The sequence below is a fragment of the Mycobacterium sp. NPDC050441 genome (assembly GCF_040655355.1).
Classification (GTDB): Bacteria; Actinomycetota; Actinomycetes; order Mycobacteriales; family Mycobacteriaceae; genus Mycobacterium.
The window spans coordinates 62,059-79,911 of sequence record NZ_JBFAJS010000011.1 but is presented as its reverse complement, the minus strand read 5'-3'; the positions used below and the strand labels follow the sequence as shown (position 1 = coordinate 79,911).

Genomic DNA, 17,853 nt, shown 5'->3' with positions numbered 1-17,853 from the left:
CACCCAAGTGCGGCCATGCCGTCGCAGGTCCCGGGACTTGTCGGCCCCCGGTTTTACACTCGCTTTGCTCGGAAGATGAACCTGCCGGGGGATCAAGACAGGAAGGACGGGGCCGATGCGTTTTCTGCACACCGCCGACTGGCAGCTCGGCATGACCCGTCACTTCCTCAGCACCGGTGACGGTGAGGCCCAGCCCCGCTACTCGGCGGCGCGCCGGGAGGCGGTCTCGGCCCTCGGCCCGGTGGCCGCGGCCTCGGGTGCGGAGTTCGTCGTGGTGTCGGGTGATGTGTTCGAGCACAACCAGTTGGCTCCGCGCGAGGTCAGCCTGTCGCTGGAGGCCATGCGTGCCATCGGGGTACCGGTGTATCTGTTGCCGGGCAACCACGATCCGCTCGATGCCGCCTCGGTCTACACCAGCGCACTGTTCACCGCGGAATGCCCGGACAACGTCGTGGTCCTCGATCGCGCGGGGGTGCACGAGGTGCGCCCCGGCTTGCAGATCGTTGCCGCTCCGTGGCGGTCCAAGGCGCCCACCTCCGACCTGGTGGGTGACGTGCTGGCCGAGCTGCCCGCCGACGGGACCACCCGGGTGTTGGTGGGCCACGGCGGGGTCGACATCCTCGATCCGGACAAGGACAAGCCGTCACTGATCCGGCTCGGCGTCGTCGAGGACGCGTTGGCGCGCGGTGCGGTGCACTATGTGGCGTTGGGGGACAAGCACTCCCGCACCGAGGTCGGGTCGACCGGCCGGGTGTGGTACTCGGGTTCACCCGAGGTGACCAACTATGACGACATCGAATCCGATCCGGGGCATGTCCTGGTGGTCGAGATCGACGAGACCGATCCACACCGTCCGGTACGGGTGGATTCGCAGCGGGTGGGCCGCTGGCGCTTCATCACGCTGCGCCGCGAGGTGGACACCGACCGCGACGTGGCCGATCTGGATCTCAATCTGGATCTGTTGGCGGACAAGGAACGCACCGTGGTCCGCCTGGCGTTGACGGGGTCACTGACCGTGACGGACAAGGCCGCGCTCGATGCCTGCCTCGACAGGTACGCCCGGTTGTTCGCAGCCCTCACCGAGTGGGAGCGGCACACCGAGATCGCGGTACTGCCCGCCGACGGCGAATTCGACGACCTTGGTATCGGCGGGTTCGCGGCGGCTGCCGTGGACGAATTGGTGGCCACCGCCCGCACCGAAGGGGCCGGAGCCGACGATGCGCGTGCGGCGCTGGGGCTGTTGCTGCGCCTGGTGGACCGGGGGAGTGCGGCATGAAACTGCACCGCCTCGTCCTGACCAACTACCGCGGCGTCACCCACCGCGAGATCGAGTTCCCCGATCACGGTGTGGTGGTGGTCAGCGGCGCCAATGAGATCGGCAAGTCCTCGATGATCGAGGCGCTGGATCTGCTGCTCGAGGCCAAGGACCGCTCGGGCAAGAAGGAAGTCAAGCAGGTCAAGCCGACTCACGCCGATGTCGGCGCCGAGGTGATGGCCGAAATCTCCACCGGCCCTTACCGGTTCATGTACCGCAAGCGCTTTCACAAGCGTGCCGAAACCCAGCTGACCGTGCTGGCACCGGTGCGCGAGCAACTCAGCGGGGACGAGGCGCACGAGCGGGTACTGACCATGCTCGCCGAAACCGTGGACACCAGCCTGTGGCAGGCCCAGCGGGTGTTGCAGTCCAGCTCGACCGCCCCGGTCGACCTGTCGGGCTCGGACGCGCTGGCCCGGGCCCTGGACGTGGCCGCCGGTGAGGCGGTCGCGCTCTCGGGGGACGAGCCGCTGCTGATCGAGCGCATCGACGCGGAGTATCTGCGTTACTTCACCGCCACCGGTCGGCCCACCGGTGAGTGGGCGGCGGTGACCAAGCGACTGGCTGCCGCCGAGGGTGACGTGGCCCAATGCGCCGCGGCGGTGGCCGAGGTCGACGATGCGGTGCGCCGGCATGCCGAACTCAGCGTCGAGGTCACCGGACTCGCCGGTGAACGCGAAGCGGCCCAGGCCGGCCTGGCCGCGGCCCGCAAGGCGGCCGAAGCGGTTGCCGTGTTGGTGCAACGGCTCAAGGAGGCCGAGGTGGTGGCCGAGGGCGCCCGGGTGGCGCAGGCCGCGGCGGCCGCCGCGCTCACCGAACGCCGACGGCTGCGCGCCGACCTGGACGAGCGGGCCGCCACCATCACCGAACTGCAGGCCGCGCTGAGTGTGGCCGATGGTGAAACCACCACGGCCCGTGAGGTTCACGAGGCTGCCGAAGCCGTGGCCGAACAGGCTCGGGTGGCAGCGCAGGAGCACGAAGCCCGGGTAGAGACCGCCCGTGCCACCCTGACGCACATGACCGACCGCGACGAGGCCGACCGGTTGGCTGCCCGGCTCAGCAGGATCGACGCCGGCGTGCGTGACCTCGACCGGGTCAACCGCGAACTGGCCGGGATCGTGCTCGACGACGCGGGGATGCGAGCCATCGAGGCGGCGGCAGTCGCCGTGGAACGCGCCGCAGGGCAGGCCGAACTCGCCTCGGCGCGAATCGAACTCGTCGCCGTTGAGAGCCTCGATATCCGAGTGGACGAGACCCGGGTCGCACTGGAGGCCGGCAGCCCGTGGTCGGTCAACACCACCGCCGACACCGAGATCGACGTGCCCGGCGTGCTCACCGTCCGCGTGGTGCCGGGAACGCCTGCCGCGCAGACGCAGGCCCGTCTCGACGAGGCGCAGAACGTGTTGACCGCCGCGCTGGCAGCAGCCGGGGTCGACGGCGTCGATGCCGCGCGGGCCCTCGATGGCCGGCGCCGGGAACTGCTCGGCAGCCGGGATCGGTTGCGCGCCACTGTCGACGCGCTCACCGGCGATGACCAGCTGACGGATCTGCGAGCTCGCCTGGTGCAACTGCGTGCCGGGCAGCCCGATGAGGCCGGGTTGTTCGAGCTGGCCGGACCCGCTGATATCGCCACCGCCCGAAGCGAACTCGACACCGCGGTGGCGGTGCACCGCAAGGCAGTGGCCGACAGCGAGACCAGCCGCAAGGTGATCGCCGCGGCGGCCCAGAAGCTGACGGAAAAGTCGACCCGCCTGAGCGTGCTGCGCGAGAAGCTCACCACGGCGCAGGCCGAGTTGACGGTGGCAGGCGGTCGGTTGGAAATCCAGCGCGCCCAAGCCGGTGACGACGAGTTGGCGGTGAAGGCCCAGGTCACCGACGAGGAGGCCACTGCCGCCACGGGCCGCGTGGCAGGCCTGAGCACCGAATTATCAGCCACCGCACCGGATTCGGTGAAGACCGCGCTCGATGAGGCGGTCTGCTGCGCCGACGTGCTGGATACCCGCCACCGGGAGGCGGCCGACGGGCTGCGTGAGCTGGCGGCACAACTCAGGGTGTACGGCACCCAGGGACGCAAGGGGCATCTCGATGCCGCCGAGACCGAACGCGAGCACGCCCACGCCGAGTACCTTCGGGTGCACCGCCGGGCCCGTGCCGCCGAGACTCTGCGCTCGGTGATGGCGCGCCACCGCGACGCCACCCGTCAGCGCTACGCGGATCCGTTCCGCCTCGAGGTACAGCGGCTGGGCCGGCTCGTGTTCGGTGAGGATTTCGAGGTTGACGTCGACAGCGATCTCAACATCCGGACCCGCACGCTGTCCGGGCGCACGGTGCCGTACGAATCGCTGTCGGGTGGTGCCAAGGAGCAGTTGGCCATCGTCGCACGGCTGGCCGGCGCCGCGATGGTGGCCAAGGAGGACAGCGTGCCCGTCATCATCGACGACGCGCTCGGTTTCACCGATTCGGAGCGGCTGACCAAGATGGGTGCGGTGTTCGACGCGGTCGGCGGGGACGGGCAGGTCATCGTGTTGACCTGCAGCCCGGAGCGCTACGCCGCCGTCGGCGGCGCACACCACATCGAGTTGACCACCACATCGAATTAGTCCCGCCCGGCCGCGCCGTGCAAATACACTCCGCCACGTGGAGGCTGACTACATCGTGGTGGGGACCGGCTCGGCAGGCGCCGTACTGGCGAACCGGCTGAGCGCACAATCGGATGTCTCGGTGCTCGCGCTGGAGGCCGGGCCGCGCGACCGCAACAAATTCATCCACATCCCGGCGGCGTTCTCGAAGCTGTTCCGCAGCGAGGTCGACTGGGACTACCTGACCGAACCGCAACCGGAACTCGATGGCCGCCAGATCTATTGGCCGCGTGGCAAGACCCTCGGCGGCTCATCGTCGATGAACGCGATGATGTGGGTACCGGGTTTCCCCGCCGACTACGACGAGTGGGGCGAGCACGCCGGTGCGGACTGGAGTTACGCCGGCCTGGAAAAGTACCTGAAGCGCATCGAGGCCGGGCCGCTGGTGGTCGAGGCGCAGCGCAGCCCGCGCAGTTCGACGGCAGCCTGGCTGGCCGCGGCCAGGGAATGCGGCCACGACGGGTTCTGCGAGACCAGGGTGACTCAGCGTCGCGGTGCCCGCTGGAGCACCGCTGACGCCTATCTCAAGCCGGCCCTGCGCCGGCGAAATCTCAACCTGCTGACCGAGGCCACCGTCACGCGGATCGTCTTCGCCGGAAACCGAGCCGTCGGGGTCGAATTCGAGAAGGGCGGAGTTCGGGATGTGGTGACGGCGCGCCGCGAGGTCATCCTGTGCGGCGGCGCGATCAATTCCCCGCAACTGCTGATGCTGTCCGGCATCGGCGACCGCGACCAGCTGGACGGCCACGGTATCGAGGTGATTCGGCACGCGCCTGGCGTGGGCACCAATCTGCTTGATCACCTGGTCGTTCCGTTGGGATTCGACGTCCGCGATGACAGCCTCTTCGCAGCCGAGAAGCCGCTGGAGCTCGTCAACTATCTGGCCAGGCGCCGGGGCATGCTGACCTCGAATGTCGGTGAGGCCTACGGGTTCGTTCGCAGCACGCCCGAATTGGATCTTCCGGACCTGGAGCTGATCTTCGCTCCGGCTCCCTTCTTCGACGAGGGCATCGGCGATCCGTACGGTCACGCCGTCGTGATGGGTCCCATCCTGCTCAAGCCCCGCAGCCACGGCACCATCACGCTGGCCTCGGCCGACCCGATGGACAAGCCGATCATCGACCCTCGCTATCTGAGCGACGACGCGGACCGCCTCGCGCTGATGGCGGGCTTGCGGATCACTGCCGAGATCGCCCAGGCCCCGGCCCTGCGGGACCTGATCGGCAAGGTGGCCAGGCCGCTGAACGCGTCCGCGCTGGACGACGAAACACTCACGCGTGCAATCAATTCAGTGTCACACACCCTGTATCACCCCGTCGGCACCTGCCGCATGGGCAGCGACGAGGGCAGCGTGGTCGACCCGCAGCTACGGGTCCGGGGAATCGAGGCGTTGCGGGTCGCCGACGCGTCTGTGATGCCGACGCTCATCCGCGGCCATACCCACGCGCCCAGCGTGCTGGTAGGCGAGAAAGCAGCGGAGCTGATCACTCAGAAATAGGCGTTGGCCGGAATGGGCGTGCCGTGCAACAGGTTCTGGCCGATCACCCGCGCCTTGTAGGCCACCGGGTTGTGCAGGGTGATGGTGCGGATGTTGCGCCAGTGCCGGTCCAGGTTGCGCTGCCGGGAGGCCGCGCTCGCTCCGCCGAGTTCCAGCAGCCGGGTGGCGGCTTCGGGGGCGACGTCGTCCAGGTGCACCTTGACTTTGGCGACCTTGAGTTGGGCTTCCGCGGCCAGGTGGGCGTCGGGGACGCCGTCGACGGCAGAATCCGTGGCAGCGCCAATCGCCGCCGCCGCGTCCAACACGGCAGCTCGCGCCACGTAGGCCGTGCTGGCCAGCACGCCGAGTTGGCGTTGGAGCAGCGGATCATCGGTGGGCCGTTCGGTGACGGCATGGCTGAAGTTGCGTTCGCGTGAGCGCAGCAGCGCCACACCGTCGTCCACGACATTGGCCAGGATGCCGGCGACCACCGCGTGGATGAACAACTGCAGCGAGGCGTACTGCACGGTCGGAACGGGGTCGGCGTCGTACGGGGTGTCGGTGAGGACTTCGTCGGCAGCGACGGCCACGTCGGTCAACGTCGTGGTGCCGGTTCCGGTGCGGCGCTGGCCGAATCCGTCCCAGTCATCGACGAGGCGCACGCCTTCGCGGTCGGTCGGTACCAGGACGTTGGCCACCGAGTCGTGGTCGGTGGTGGCGGTCACGGTCAGGTAGTCCGAGAACAGGGTGCCGGTGCTGTAGTACTTCTCGCCGGTCAGCCGGAAGGCACCCGCGTTCGCCTCGTCGGCCAGCAACCGGGTGTTGAACACCAGGCTGCCCACGGCCAATGAACCCTTCTCGCTGAACGCATTTCCGAAGATCCTACCCTCGGCGATCTTGCCCAGCCATCGCCTGGACTCCGGATCGTCGACACTGCGCAGCCGCTCCTCGGTGAACCAGAAATGGGTCCGGAAGATATGGGCCACAATGGGATCGGCCTTGGCTACGTCGATCACCGCGGAGAACAGCTGTGGCACAGTGAATCCTGCGCCACCGAGGGACTCGGGCAGCCGGAGGGTGCCGAACCCGGCCCGCTTGAGCGCGGCGACCTGATCGAAGGGGTTCTCGTCGTTCAGGTCGCGGTCCTTGGCGCCCACGGCGATCGAGGCCAGCAGGTCATCCCACTCCGGCGTACCGGGCAGGACACGGGTCACGTTCTCGACGGTGGTCATGGCACTGTTGTATCCGGCCCGACACCGGTGGGCACGCGTTTGGATCAGCCCGAACCTAAGGCAGGACCCGCAGGCCGTACAAGTAGGTGGTCAGGTACTCGGCCATCACCGGAGCCCGCACCGCGGCGGCGTCGGGAATGGTGATCAGCAGCGCGTAGAGCCCGGCCAGAAATGACATCCCGTTGTGCATCACGTCCACTGCGGCCGGGATCTCACCGCGGTCTTGGGCCCGCTGCAGCTCCTCGATCACCGCGACGATCACCGGATGGTGCGTCCATTCCTCCGACGGGGGGCGGGTGGTGGAAAAGTGCAGGGCCAGAAAGTCTTTGAACAGACGACCGCCCAAGCGTCGTTCGAGCTTCTCCAGTATCCGCACGGTTTCGCCCAGAGTGTCCCGGACGTCGTGCGGCCCGGAGAAGAACCGGGCCAGGTCGCCGGCCATCCGCTGCTGCTCGCGCTGCTCCAATTCCAGCAGGACGTGTTCCTTGGTGGGGAAGTGGAAGAAGAAGGTGCCGTGGGCGACACCTGCGGCCGATGCGATCGCGGCCGTATCGGCTGCGGCCATGCCGTCGCGTTTGAACTCGGAGATCGCTGCGCCCAGCAACCGCTCCCGCGTCTGCAAGCCCTTGCGGCTGCGGGCAGTGGCCTTGAGCACGGCTCGATGCTACGGCACGAGTAACTGACTGTACTCAGTATGGGTCTTTCATTATTGCGCGGCTGCCATTACGGTTTCGGGAGCAAGGGGTTCTGACTGGAGTCAGTTTAGGAGGTCGGGGTGCAGATCCTGGAGCAGGTTCAAGACCTGCCGAAAGCCGGAAACATCAAGGCCCAGTGGGTGAGCCTGTGGACCGGGCCGGCCGTCGGGGTCGTGCTGCTGGTCGCGCTGCTGGCGTTTCCCGGCTTCTGGCCGCCAATGTCGCCGACCTGGAACGCGGAGCAGGTCGCCGAGTTCTACGCCGACCACACCGCGTGGATCCGGTTCAGCCAGGTGACCTTCAATCTCTGCGGAATCCTCATCCTGCCGTTCTTCATGGTGATCGTCGTCCAGATGAAGCGCATGAAGGGCCAGACCCATGTGTTCGCCTACTGTTATCTCACCGCGGTGGTCAGCGGCGCCACGATCTTCGCGTTGTCCAACATTCTGTTCCTGGTGGCCGCGTTTCGGCCGGACCGTAACCCGGAACTGATCATGCTGCTCAACGATCTGGCCTGGATCGTGTTCATCGCGCCGGTCGGCATGGTGGTGTCGCAGTTCGCCCTGCTGGCGGTGGCGGTCTACTTCGACAACGGGCCCGCTCCGGTGTTCCCCCGCTGGGTGGGGCACTACTCGCTGGCCACCGCGCTGGCGATGATCCCGGCTGCGGGCGCGGCGGTGTTTCACACCGGGCCGCTGGCGTGGGACGGCGTGCTGGCCTTCTGGTTGCGCAACGGGGCCTTCGCGATCTTCGTCATCGTGATGTTCTTCGTGCTGCGCCGCGCGGTGATCAGCCAGGCCGTGTCAGAGGGTGTCGTAGCAGGACGGGTGCAGGCGTGACCGTGCTGACCCAGGCGCCGCCGGGCAGGCCCGACGTGCGCCTGATGACCTGGTTCTTCCCGCTCTGGTACGGCGCCTTCGGCGTCATCATCTGCATCCTGACCCGGGTGACGCCGCCGCCGCGCCCCGATGTCACCGCGGCCGACAAGGTGGCGTTCTTCGCCGAACACGGCCTGACCATCAAGATCGGCTTCTGCCTACTGCTGATCCTGCTCGGTGGCGCGGCGATGACCAACGGATTGGTCGCCTACCAGATCAAGCGCATGTCGGTGGGGTCGGTGTTCGCCTACGGCTACATCGGTGGCATGGGCGTCGGTGCACTGCCGGGGTTCCTGTTGGTGTCGGTGTGCTTTCTCACCGCGGCGTTCCGGCCAGACCGCGACCCTGAATTGATCAGCCTGCTCTATGACCTCGGAATGCTTTCCTACAACGGCTCATTGGGCTGTTTCACGGCGGCCTACCTGGTATTTGCGATCGCCATCCTCTACCACAAGCACAACATCTTCCCCGTGTGGTTCGCCTACGTGACCATCTGGCAGATCATCACCGAGGTGATCGCCACCCAGATGTTCCTGTTCCAGTCGGGGCCGTTCGCCTGGAATGGGTCGATCTCCTTCTGGTGGGCGGTGGTGGTCTTCTCCGTTTGGCTTTCTGCCCTGATCGTGCTGCTCCGGCAGGCCCTGAATCGTGAGGAAACATGCATTGACGCAAACTGATTCACGGCCGAAGGCGTCGTCGGAGCATCTGCCCGGCGATGGGCACATGTGGGTGATGGTGCTCGGTGACCTGGTCATCTTCGGTGGCTACTTCATCGTCTTCATGATCTACCGGACCATGCATCCGGACGAATTTCTGCGTGCCCAACAGCATCTCGACATCACGGTCGGTGTCGTCAACACGGTGATCCTGCTGACCAGTTCCTGGTTGGTGGCCCGTGCGGTGCTGGCGGCCCGTGCCGGCCGCCACGAAGCGGCCATCCGACTCACCTACGCGGGCGGTGTCGGTGGCCTTATGTTCATGGCCTGCAAGGGTTATGAATGGGTGGTCAAGATCCGGAACGGGCACACCAATTCGGAGATGTTCTACTCGTTCTACTACGTGTTGACGGGTGTGCACCTGATCCACGTGCTGATCGGGCTCATCGTGTTGGGCGTGATCGTGCGGGAGTTGCGCAATCCGTCCCGTCGCCGCGCGTCGGTGGTGGAGGCGAGCGCGGTCTACTGGCACATGGTCGACCTGCTCTGGGTGATCATCTTCGGCCTGCTCTACGTGGTGAGGTGACGATGACCGACAAGGCTGTGACTCAGACCTGGCTGGTGCTGGTCGCCATCACCGTCGGATCCTGGTGGTTGGCGCCGGCGCAGTATTCGGACACGTTGCGGGCCAGCGTGCCGATCACCGCGCTGGTGCTCGTGTTGACGCTGATCAAGTCCCGTTTGATCATCCGGCAGTTCATGGAGGTCCGGACGGCACCGAAGTGGCTCAAACTCGCCACCGACGGCTGGCTGGTGGTGCTGTTCGGGGCGATCTTCGCCATCTATCTGATCTGAGCGGTGCGCGGCACAATGGAGCGCGATGACGATGAACGCCAAGCGCAGGCGGGCGCACGACAAGCTCGCCGCGCTACCGGGGGTGCGGGCGGTGCGACGCCCGGTCAGTCCGGGTTCTGACGAGCAGTTCGACCTGTTCTACGTGCGGGCCGGGCGCAAATCGGCGCACCCGGTGGTGATCATCCCGGGCGGTCCCGGCGTGGCATCGATCCAGCCGTATCGCTCGCTGCGCAGGCGAGCGGCCGCGGCCGGATTCGACGTGATCATGATCGAGCACCGTGGGGTCGGGATGTCGCGGCACACCGACGCGGGCGCGGATCTGCCACCGGCGGCCATCACTGTCGAGCAGGTCGTCGACGACATCGCCGCGGTGCTCGATGACGCCGGCGTCCACGACGCGGTGCTGTACGGCACCTCGTACGGAAGCTACATCGCCGCTGGTTTCGGGGTGCGCCATCCGGACCGGGTGGCGGCGATGGTGCTGGACTCGCCACTGCTGTCCACCGCTGATATCGAAGCCATGCGCAGCGCCATTCGCGGTCTCCTGTGGGAGGGTACGGTCCCGGAGACCGCGGACCTGGCACCCAAGGTGCGGCGCCTGGTGGCCGATGGGGCACTGGCCACCAGGGGTGGGGAACTGGCCGGCCTGCTGTATGGGTTCGGCGGCGCCCCCCTGCTGGACCGTCAACTCGATCTGTTGCTGCGTGGGCGCACGGTGGTCTGGTCTGCGCTCGCCCGGCTCAGTCGGATGTCGACACGAAAAGCGCCGTACCGCAACGAGGTAGACCTCGTGGGGCGGATCGCATTCCGCGAGTTGAACTACGCCGGGGTGCCCGATGGCCTGCCGCTGGACCCGGCGCTGGAGATGGCCGACATGATCGGCAGTGCGAAGTTCTTCGAACCCTTCGAGGCCGAGCCCTTCGACCTGCTGACCGAGTTACCGGACTTTCACTGGCCCACCGTCGTGCTGTCCGGTGGCCGGGACCTGACCACGCCGCCGGCTGTTGCCCAGCGGATCGCGGCCCTGGTGCCCGGTGCGGTCCTGGTTCAGATGTCGACAGTCGTGCACAGTGTGATCGACACCAGGGAACGTGCTGCCTTGGCAGTGATCCGTGCGGTGCGCGACGGTGTGGCCGAACAACTTTCGACCACCGCCGCCGAACTGGACGCCCTGCCTGCGCGTCCCGCGATCCGGGTGGCGGTGTCGGGGATCGCGGCGGCCACCGCAGTGGAGGCTGCGCTGCCGATCCACCCCTGGCGTGGCGCAACCTCAATCATCTGACGCGATGATCACGGTGGCCACGCCGCGTTCACGGCAGACGGCGAGGAATTCGTGGAACCCGCTGAGGCCCACAACCCATCCATAATCGTGTTCGTTGCCTTCTCTGGGAAGAGTCAGCCGGTAGATCTCATCCGCGCTCGTCAGGATCGGCGATGTCCACGCCATCACCAACTCCCGCGACAGCAGCAACTCGGTGCTGACCCACGCGTTCAGGTTGGTCGCCGGCCACGACCACAGGGACGCCACCGCGTCGGCGGGTGAACAACGTTGGAAAACATCGGCTTTGAGGGAATCCAGCCGATACGGTCCATGTACCGCGTCGGGCACCCCGGTCCATGGGGAGATGCAGTCATGGCCGTAGCGGGGGTGGGCCAGCACATTGCCGATCAGCTCATCGGCCGGCGCCGTGGCCGGGATCGTGAACGTCAGCAGAATGCACCAGCTGTACATCCCCGGGGCCATGCGCACTCTCGTGTCGCCGATCAGCTCCACGTGCGCCCCGTTCCACGGCTACTTGAGGAAACCGACCTTGGTGTAGTCGGTGTCGGCCAGCCCGGGAGCCCCGAAATTGGCCAGGCTGCTGCGCACCGCGACGTTTCCGGGTGACTGGAACAGGGGGAGGCTGAACACCTCGGCGAACAGCATCTGGTCGAGCTCGTTGGCCAGAGCCAGCGCCTTGGCCGGGTCCAGCTCCTCCAGCGTCTGCTCGATCTTGGCGTCGATCTCCGGGCTGCCGATCTTGCCGAAGTTACTGGCCCCGTCCTGCGCGTAGATCTGGGTCAGCGAGCTCAGCGGGAAAGCGTCGCCGAGGAACGCGAACTGGGCGATGTCGAAGTCACCCTTGATGATGTAGTTGGTGAAGAACCCGGTGCCCGGCTTGGTGTCGAGCTTGAGGTTCACCCCGATCTGGCCGAGCATGTTTTGCGCGATCTGGGCTACCTGCCGGGTGCTGCCCGCGTCGTAGAACACATTGCGGATGACGAGTTCCTTGCCGTCCTTCTCCCGGAACTGCCGTCCCTCAGGAACTTTCCAGCCCAGCGCGTCGAGTTCGGCCCTGGCCTTGTCGGGGTCGAAGGCCACCGACGCAGCGTTGTCCTGGTAGCCCTGCTGACCCGCCACGAAGATGTGGTTGTTCAGCGGCACCGGATTGTCGGTGAGACCCCGTTGGGTGATATTGGCGATGGCCTGGCGGTCGATGCCCTTGGCGACGGCACTGCGCAGGGCCGGATCGGCGAGGATCGACCCGGGCGCGCCGTTGAACGTCAGGTGGTACCAGCTGGCCGACGGTGCCCGCCGGATGCTGATCCCCGCGGTCTTACGCGCGATGGTCAGTTCGTCCAGCGACGCGGTGCCGGTGGCGTCGATGGTGTTGTTCTGCAGCGCCGGGATGCGTGCGGCGTCATCGAGCACCAGGTAGGTGATGCTGTCCAGCAGCGGCGGGGTGCCCCACCATTTCGGGTTGCGGCTCAACGTGATCCGCTGTGCGCCCCGGTCGATGTTGGACACCAGAAACGGGCCCGCGGACGGCCCGGGCGCGGTGAGTTGAGCTTTGTTGAAAGCCTCGGGCGTGGCGGTCATGCTCTTGGGCAGCAGCCGACCGTTGCCGGCGAACATGCCCTTCCAGTCGGCGTACGGGTTGGCGAAGGTCATCACGGCTTGGCGGTCGTCGACACCGCGGGTCACCGAGGCGACCCGCTCGCTGCCGTTGGGTGCGGCGATGATGAACGCGGGGTTCTTCGCGTTCGTGGCGTCGATCTGGGACTTGATGTCCTCCCAGGTGATCGGCGTGCCATCGGACCACACGGCCTTGGGATTGATCGTGTAGGTGACCACCTGCGGGTTGGTGCCCGTCAGTTCGACGTTGGTGAAGTAGTCGGTGTTCACCGTCGCTGATCCGTCGGCCGCGATCACGAAGGCGCGGGGCATCGTGGGCCTGGTGAGCGAGCCGACGTCGCCGGTGTTGCCGTCGAGGTGCAGCGGGTTGAAGTTCGACGGGAACTCGGTCAGGGCCAGGCGCAGGTTGCCGCCCTGGCGCAGGTTCGCGACGTCCTGCGGATTGATGTCGTTGGTGGTGCCGACCTCGGCATTACCGCCGGCCGACGGGGCCTCCCGGTCACCGCCCGAACAGCCGGCCAGGGCCAGTGCGGTGACTGCCGCGACGATGGCGAAATGCTGGAGCTTGAATCCGTTGAACCCCTTGAACCCGTTCACCCAGTCGATGCTAGATGCCGCCACCCCTCGATGCGGCAATACCTAACCGTTGGCGGGCTTTGGTTGCGGAACGGCGGCCAGCAACTTGCGGGTGTAGGCGTGCTGTGGAGCGGCGAACACCTCATCGCCGGAGCCCTGTTCGACAACCGCGCCCTTGTACATCACCGCGACGTCATGGGCCAGGTGCTTGACCACCGACAGGTCGTGCGACACGAACAGATAGGCCAGGCCGAACCGGTCCTGCAGGTCGAGCAGCAGGTTGATGATCCCGGCCTGGATGGAGACATCCAATGCCGAGACCGGTTCGTCGAGCGCAATGATCTTGGGCTGCAACGCCAGAGCGCGGGCGATCCCGATGCGCTGCTTCTGCCCGCCGGAGAACTCGGCCGGGTAACGGCTGGCATCGGCGCGTCGCAGGCCCACCAACTCGAGGAGCTCGGCCACCCGCTCGTCGATCCGCTGTTTCCCGAAACCGTTGGCGGTCAGCGGCTCTGCCAACACGTCTGACACCGGCAGTCGTGGGTCAAGTGAGGCCACCGGATCCTGGAACACCACCTGAAGGTCGGTGCGCAGGGCGCGGCGCGTCTTCCGGTCCAGGGTGGCCACGTCGGAGCCGAGTACCTCTATCGAACCCGATTGCGGTGCAGACAGATCCAGGATCTGGTGCAGGGTGGTGGATTTTCCCGATCCGGACTCCCCGACGATGCCGAGGGTACGGCCGCTGCGCAGGTCGAAGCTGACATTGTCGACCGCACGGACCTCACCGACCTGCCTGCGCAGCACCACGCCCTTGGAGAGCTTGTAGGTCTTGGTCAGCTCGCGCACCCGCAGCACCACATCGGTGTCGTCGGAAGGTTTCTCAGGGGTGCTGCCGGCGGTGCCCGGTACCTGATAGATCTCTGCGGCACTGCGTCCACCTACCTGATCGGTGCGGATGCAGGCGGCGTGGTGGCCCGGCCCCAACTCGATCAGCTCGGGTTCGGCGGCCTCGCATTCGTCGATGGCCAGCGGGCAGCGCGGCGCGAACGGGCAACCGTGCGGCGTCGCGGTGAGCGACGGCGGTGCACCGGGGATCGGCACCAGACGGGTCCCCTGAGGGGCGTCCAGGCGCGGCACCGAGCCGAGCAGGCCGACGGTGTAGGGCATCCGGGCCTTCTCGTACAGCTTGGCCACCGGAGCGTCCTCGACGGCGCGCCCGGCGTACATCACCAGGGCCCGGTCGGCGAATTCGGCCACCACCCCGAGGTCGTGGGTGATGATCAGCACCCCGGCGCCGGTGACGTCGCGCGCGGTCTTGAGCACGTCGAGGATCTGGGCCTGCACCGTGACATCGAGGGCGGTGGTGGGTTCGTCGCAGATCAGCAGATCGGGGTCGTTGGCGATGGCGATGGCGATGACCACCCGCTGGCGTTCGCCGCCGGACAATTCGTGCGGGAACGAGCGGGCGCGTTGTTCCGGCTGGGCGATGCCGACCAGCTCCAGCAGTTCGACGGCCCGCGACCGGGCCGCGCGTCGGCCCACGTCGCGGTTGTGGGCTTGGAGCGCCTCGGCGATCTGATCACCCACGGTGTAGACCGGGGTGAGTGCGGACATCGGATCCTGGAACACCGTGCCGATGGTGTTGCCCCGGACCCGTGACATCTGCGCGTCGGACAACCCGATCAGTTCCTCGCCACGGAGCCGCACCGATCCGGACACCTCGGCGAACTCGGGCAGCAACCCGACCACCGCCATGGCACTGGCCGATTTCCCGGCACCGGACTCGCCGACGAGCGCCACGACTTCGCCGGAATCCACATGAAAGTTCAGGCCCCGCACCGCATGTACCGCGCCGCTATCGGTGGGGAAGTCCACCGTCAGATCGGATACTTCGAGTAGACGGGTCATCGGCGTGCTTTCTTGCTGCGGCGGCGCAAGCGGCCACTGCTCGGGTCGAGGGCGTCGCGCAGGCCGTCACCGATCAGGTTGGCGCACAGGATGATCAGCACCAACACCCCGGCCGGGAACAGGAACACCCAGGGGAAGGTGGTGGCGGATTTGGTGCCGTCGGCGATCAGCGTGCCCAGCGATACGTCGGGCGCCTGGATGCCGAAACCGAGGTAACTCAAACCGGTTTCGGACAGGATCGCCACGCCGACGTTGAGCGCGGTGTCGATGATCAGGATGGATGCCACATTGGGCAGGATGTGGCGCACGATGATGCGCCAACTGCTGACACCCATATAGCGGGCAGCCAAGACGAATTCGCGCTCCCGCAGGCTCAGGGTCATCCCACGCACGATGCGCGAGCTGATCATCCAGCTGAACGCCGAGAGCAGCACGATCAGCCAGAACACCCGATCGGACTGGCTCAAACGCGGCGTGACGATCGCGATCAGGATGAAGCTGGGCACGACCAGCAGCACGTCGACGATCCACATGAGCGTGCGATCGCGCCAGCCGCCGAAGTATCCGGCCACCGAGCCGACCGTGGCGGCGATGACGGTCGAGATGAACGCCACGCAGACGCCGATCAGCATGGATTTCTGCATGCCGCGCAGGGTTTGGGCGAAGATGTCCTGCCCGAGTGCGTTCGTGCCGAACCAGTGGTCGGCCGACGGCGGCTCTTGCAATGCGTAGTAGTCGAGGTCCGAATAGTTGTAGGGCAGCACCGACGGCAGCGCGTAGCAGGCCACGAACATGATCACGAGCAGTGCCAGCGACACCACGGCGGGCCAGTTGCGCAGGAACCGGCGGAACACCAGCGTGCGCCGGGTGGCGAATTCCTCGGTGTGCAGACCCGAGCGGGCCGCGGCGGCATCACCGGTGGGGGCAGAAGTCTGGGTCATGTGACTCGCACCCTCGGGTCGAGCATCGCGTAGATGACGTCGGAGAGCAGGCCGGCAACCAGGATCACGCTGCCGGTGAACACCGTGATGGCCGCGATGATGTTGGTGTCCTGGGTGGCGATGCCCTGCACCACCCATTCGCCCATGCCGTGCCAGCCGAAGATCTTCTCGACGAACACCGCACCGGTGACCAGCCCTGCCACCCCATACGCGAACAGAGTGGCCATCGGAATGAGTGCGGTACGCAGCCCGTGCTTGAACAGGGCGCGACGCCGGGTCAGCCCTTTGGCTCGCGCGGTGCGGATGAAGTCCTGGCCGAGCACGTCGAGCATCGCGTTGCGCTGATACCGGCTGTAGCCGGCGATGGCCATCAGCGCCAGGGTGAACGTCGGCAGCACGAGGTGCTGTAGCCGATCGACGAACTGGTCCCAGGCACCGCCGATGGGCACCGGCGCCGTTTCCCCCGTGTATTCGAATATTTGAACGCCGAGAATCGAGTTCACGTTGAGCGCCGCCAGGATCAGCATGTTGGCGATGACGAACGAGGGAGTGCTGATCACCAGCAGGGACAACAAGGTGATGACACGGTCGGACAGCCGGTACTGGCGTATCGCGCCCCAGGCCCCGACCACCACGCCGATCACGGCGCCCGAGATCGCGCCGATGACGAGCAATCGCAGCGTCACCCCGATACGCCGCCACAATTCGTCCACAACTGGCTGCCCGGTCACCGTGGTGCCGAAGTCGCCGCGGACCGCCCCGGCGGCCCAGTTCGCGTAACGCAGCGGAATGGGCTGGTCGAGGCCGAGCTCGGCGCTCTTGGCGTCGATCGCGGACTGCGGTGGCCGTGGATTGCGCTGTTCGAGGCTGTCGAGCGGTTTGAAGTTCAGCGACGTCAGGGTGAACGTCAAAAACGATGCCAGGGCCAGCAACACGATGTAATTGAGCAGCCGGCGCGCCAGGAAGCGCGTCATCCGGTCGTTCCTGCCCACGGCTGCATGCCAGACAGGGTAGAGCAGGCGGGAACGTGAATACGGTCACCGCGGCAATGTGGGTTTTCGGCGCGCCCATGCTCGGTGGGTAACTGACAGTCCTGCCACAGCCTTGGCATAGAAATCGGGCGTTCACTGAAATACATGAAGGTCAGCGGACTGAAGAATGTGAAAGTGATCGCTGCGGTCGCCGGTGGTGCGGCAGTGGTGGGGCTGGGCGTGTTCGGGGCGGTCTCGGACGTTCACGTGGGTACGGGGGCCCAGGCAGTGGCATCTGGTTCCCACATGAACGTCGGCCAGACCACCACGGAGACGACGCCTCCGGCCGCGCCGGCGGTTTCGATGGCTGTACCTGCGATGCGGGGCAACACGCCGCCGTCCGGGTTCGCCACTACGCACTGATCCACGCATCGATCGCAGCGCGAGGCTCCGGTAGCGGTTTCACCTCCGGCCGCAGCGGCTATACGTCGCTGCGGAGGTGAGCGCATTGGGTAGCGCGAAGGGAAACAATCAGCGAAATCTGAAATTCATCGCCGCCGGGGTCGGCGCGATGGGCGGGTTAGCCACGGCGGTGCTCGGGGTGGGGATGGGTGGTGGCCTCATCGGGGCCCAACAGCGGGTCGAACCACCGGCCATCACCACTGGACAAACCATCACCCCGACGACTCCGCCGACAGCCCCCGAGACATCGGAGGCCTCGCCGTCGGTCTCGGCGACGACGCCGTCCGGGTTTGCCACACCGCACTGATCGCGACTGATCTCGCCCGCCGGTGCGTACGTCGGCCGGTTTACC

Annotated in this window: 17 protein-coding genes; 10 read left to right on the top strand and 7 right to left on the bottom strand. The window is 66.7% G+C overall.

Going from position 1 to position 17,853, the window contains the following annotated elements:
• Positions 1-115 precede the first annotated feature (115 nt).
• Genes AB0I14_RS27625 through AB0I14_RS27615 form a run of 3 tightly spaced genes read left to right on the top strand, consistent with a single transcriptional unit; the run spans position 116 to position 5,452 of the window.
• Positions 116-1,276 carry an exonuclease SbcCD subunit D gene (locus AB0I14_RS27625; RefSeq protein WP_358028697.1) on the top strand — a complete coding sequence of 387 codons (1,161 nt, stop codon included), beginning with the start codon at positions 116-118 and terminating at the stop codon, positions 1,274-1,276.
• Positions 1,273-3,915, top strand: coding sequence for an AAA family ATPase (locus tag AB0I14_RS27620; RefSeq protein WP_358028694.1), 2,643 nt, complete (start codon positions 1,273-1,275; stop codon positions 3,913-3,915). The genes AB0I14_RS27625 and AB0I14_RS27620 overlap by 4 nt, the downstream gene beginning before the upstream one ends.
• Positions 3,916-3,952: 37 nt before the next feature.
• The gene (locus tag AB0I14_RS27615) at positions 3,953-5,452 is read left to right on the top strand and encodes a GMC family oxidoreductase N-terminal domain-containing protein (RefSeq protein WP_358028691.1); all 1,500 of its coding nucleotides are present in this window, start codon (positions 3,953-3,955) and stop codon (positions 5,450-5,452) included.
• On the opposite strand, the gene AB0I14_RS27610 is transcribed toward AB0I14_RS27615, so the two are convergent.
• Positions 5,443-6,663, bottom strand: a complete 1,221-nt coding sequence (locus tag AB0I14_RS27610; RefSeq protein ID WP_358028689.1) for an acyl-CoA dehydrogenase family protein — start codon at positions 6,661-6,663, stop codon at positions 5,443-5,445. The genes AB0I14_RS27615 and AB0I14_RS27610 overlap by 10 nt on opposite strands.
• A 55-nt stretch (positions 6,664-6,718) precedes the next feature.
• A complete protein-coding gene (locus AB0I14_RS27605; protein ID WP_358028686.1) occupies positions 6,719-7,318 on the bottom strand; it encodes a TetR/AcrR family transcriptional regulator in 600 nt (199 codons plus the stop codon).
• 120 nt (positions 7,319-7,438) lie between these two features.
• On the opposite strand from AB0I14_RS27605, the gene AB0I14_RS27600 reads away from it, so the two are divergent.
• From AB0I14_RS27600 to AB0I14_RS27580, 5 genes are read left to right on the top strand one after another with little or no spacing between them, the layout of a single operon-like run.
• The gene (locus AB0I14_RS27600; protein ID WP_358028683.1) at positions 7,439-8,197 is read left to right on the top strand and encodes a hypothetical protein; all 759 of its coding nucleotides are present in this window, start codon (positions 7,439-7,441) and stop codon (positions 8,195-8,197) included.
• Between the two features lie 44 nt (positions 8,198-8,241).
• Complete coding sequence (locus AB0I14_RS27595) at positions 8,242-8,913, top strand: hypothetical protein (protein ID WP_358029035.1); 672 nt, start codon at positions 8,242-8,244, stop codon at positions 8,911-8,913.
• Positions 8,914-8,959: 46 nt separating this feature from the next.
• Positions 8,960-9,478, top strand: coding sequence for a cytochrome c oxidase subunit 3 (locus tag AB0I14_RS27590; RefSeq protein ID WP_358029033.1), 519 nt, complete (start codon positions 8,960-8,962; stop codon positions 9,476-9,478).
• A gap of 2 nt (positions 9,479-9,480) precedes the next feature.
• The gene (locus AB0I14_RS27585) at positions 9,481-9,747 is read left to right on the top strand and encodes a cytochrome C oxidase subunit IV family protein (RefSeq protein ID WP_358028681.1); all 267 of its coding nucleotides are present in this window, start codon (positions 9,481-9,483) and stop codon (positions 9,745-9,747) included.
• A 25-nt stretch (positions 9,748-9,772) separates the two neighbouring features.
• Positions 9,773-11,029 carry an alpha/beta fold hydrolase gene (locus AB0I14_RS27580; protein ID WP_358028679.1) on the top strand — a complete coding sequence of 419 codons (1,257 nt, stop codon included), beginning with the start codon at positions 9,773-9,775 and terminating at the stop codon, positions 11,027-11,029.
• Here AB0I14_RS27580 and AB0I14_RS27575 read toward each other — a convergent pair.
• From AB0I14_RS27575 to AB0I14_RS27555, 5 genes are all read right to left on the bottom strand, one after another.
• Positions 11,018-11,521 carry a hypothetical protein gene (locus AB0I14_RS27575; RefSeq protein ID WP_358028676.1) on the bottom strand — a complete coding sequence of 168 codons (504 nt, stop codon included), beginning with the start codon at positions 11,519-11,521 and terminating at the stop codon, positions 11,018-11,020. The two genes, AB0I14_RS27580 and AB0I14_RS27575, sit on opposite strands and share 12 nt — an antisense overlap.
• An 18-nt stretch (positions 11,522-11,539) precedes the next feature.
• Positions 11,540-13,192, bottom strand: coding sequence for an ABC transporter family substrate-binding protein (locus AB0I14_RS27570; RefSeq protein ID WP_358029030.1), 1,653 nt, complete (start codon positions 13,190-13,192; stop codon positions 11,540-11,542).
• A 90-nt stretch (positions 13,193-13,282) separates the two neighbouring features.
• On the bottom strand, positions 13,283-15,127 hold the full coding sequence (locus tag AB0I14_RS27565) for an ABC transporter ATP-binding protein (RefSeq protein WP_358028673.1): 1,845 nt from the start codon (positions 15,125-15,127) through the stop codon (positions 13,283-13,285).
• The gene (locus tag AB0I14_RS27560) at positions 15,124-16,068 is read right to left on the bottom strand and encodes an ABC transporter permease (protein ID WP_358028670.1); all 945 of its coding nucleotides are present in this window, start codon (positions 16,066-16,068) and stop codon (positions 15,124-15,126) included. The genes AB0I14_RS27565 and AB0I14_RS27560 overlap by 4 nt, the downstream gene beginning before the upstream one ends.
• The gene (locus AB0I14_RS27555; protein ID WP_358029027.1) at positions 16,065-17,042 is read right to left on the bottom strand and encodes an ABC transporter permease; all 978 of its coding nucleotides are present in this window, start codon (positions 17,040-17,042) and stop codon (positions 16,065-16,067) included. The genes AB0I14_RS27560 and AB0I14_RS27555 overlap by 4 nt, the downstream gene beginning before the upstream one ends.
• A gap of 162 nt (positions 17,043-17,204) precedes the next feature.
• On the opposite strand from AB0I14_RS27555, the gene AB0I14_RS27550 reads away from it, so the two are divergent.
• Together AB0I14_RS27550 and AB0I14_RS27545 are read left to right on the top strand one after the other, a co-directional pair.
• Positions 17,205-17,462 carry a hypothetical protein gene (locus tag AB0I14_RS27550; RefSeq protein ID WP_358028668.1) on the top strand — a complete coding sequence of 86 codons (258 nt, stop codon included), beginning with the start codon at positions 17,205-17,207 and terminating at the stop codon, positions 17,460-17,462.
• A gap of 76 nt (positions 17,463-17,538) precedes the next feature.
• The gene (locus AB0I14_RS27545; RefSeq protein WP_358028665.1) at positions 17,539-17,808 is read left to right on the top strand and encodes a hypothetical protein; all 270 of its coding nucleotides are present in this window, start codon (positions 17,539-17,541) and stop codon (positions 17,806-17,808) included.
• Positions 17,809-17,853: the final 45 nt, after the last annotated feature.

What these genes read in the sequence shown, in the direction of transcription:
- AB0I14_RS27625 (WP_358028697.1), top strand. Translation starts at nt 116, where the DNA reads ATGCGTTTTCTGCACACCGCCGACTGGCAGCTCGGCATGACCCGTCAC.
- AB0I14_RS27620 (WP_358028694.1), top strand. Translation starts at nt 1,273, where the DNA reads ATGAAACTGCACCGCCTCGTCCTGACCAACTACCGCGGCGTCACCCAC.
- AB0I14_RS27610 (WP_358028689.1), bottom strand. Translation starts at nt 6,663, where the DNA reads ATGACCACCGTCGAGAACGTGACCCGTGTCCTGCCCGGTACGCCGGAG.
- AB0I14_RS27595 (WP_358029035.1), top strand. Translation starts at nt 8,242, where the DNA reads ATGACCTGGTTCTTCCCGCTCTGGTACGGCGCCTTCGGCGTCATCATC.
- AB0I14_RS27590 (WP_358029033.1), top strand. Translation starts at nt 8,960, where the DNA reads ATGTGGGTGATGGTGCTCGGTGACCTGGTCATCTTCGGTGGCTACTTC.
- AB0I14_RS27585 (WP_358028681.1), top strand. Translation starts at nt 9,481, where the DNA reads ATGACCGACAAGGCTGTGACTCAGACCTGGCTGGTGCTGGTCGCCATC.
- AB0I14_RS27580 (WP_358028679.1), top strand. Translation starts at nt 9,773, where the DNA reads ATGACGATGAACGCCAAGCGCAGGCGGGCGCACGACAAGCTCGCCGCG.
- AB0I14_RS27565 (WP_358028673.1), bottom strand. Translation starts at nt 15,127, where the DNA reads ATGACCCGTCTACTCGAAGTATCCGATCTGACGGTGGACTTCCCCACC.
- AB0I14_RS27560 (WP_358028670.1), bottom strand. Translation starts at nt 16,068, where the DNA reads ATGACCCAGACTTCTGCCCCCACCGGTGATGCCGCCGCGGCCCGCTCG.
- AB0I14_RS27555 (WP_358029027.1), bottom strand. Translation starts at nt 17,042, where the DNA reads ATGACGCGCTTCCTGGCGCGCCGGCTGCTCAATTACATCGTGTTGCTG.
- AB0I14_RS27550 (WP_358028668.1), top strand. Translation starts at nt 17,205, where the DNA reads ATGAAGGTCAGCGGACTGAAGAATGTGAAAGTGATCGCTGCGGTCGCC.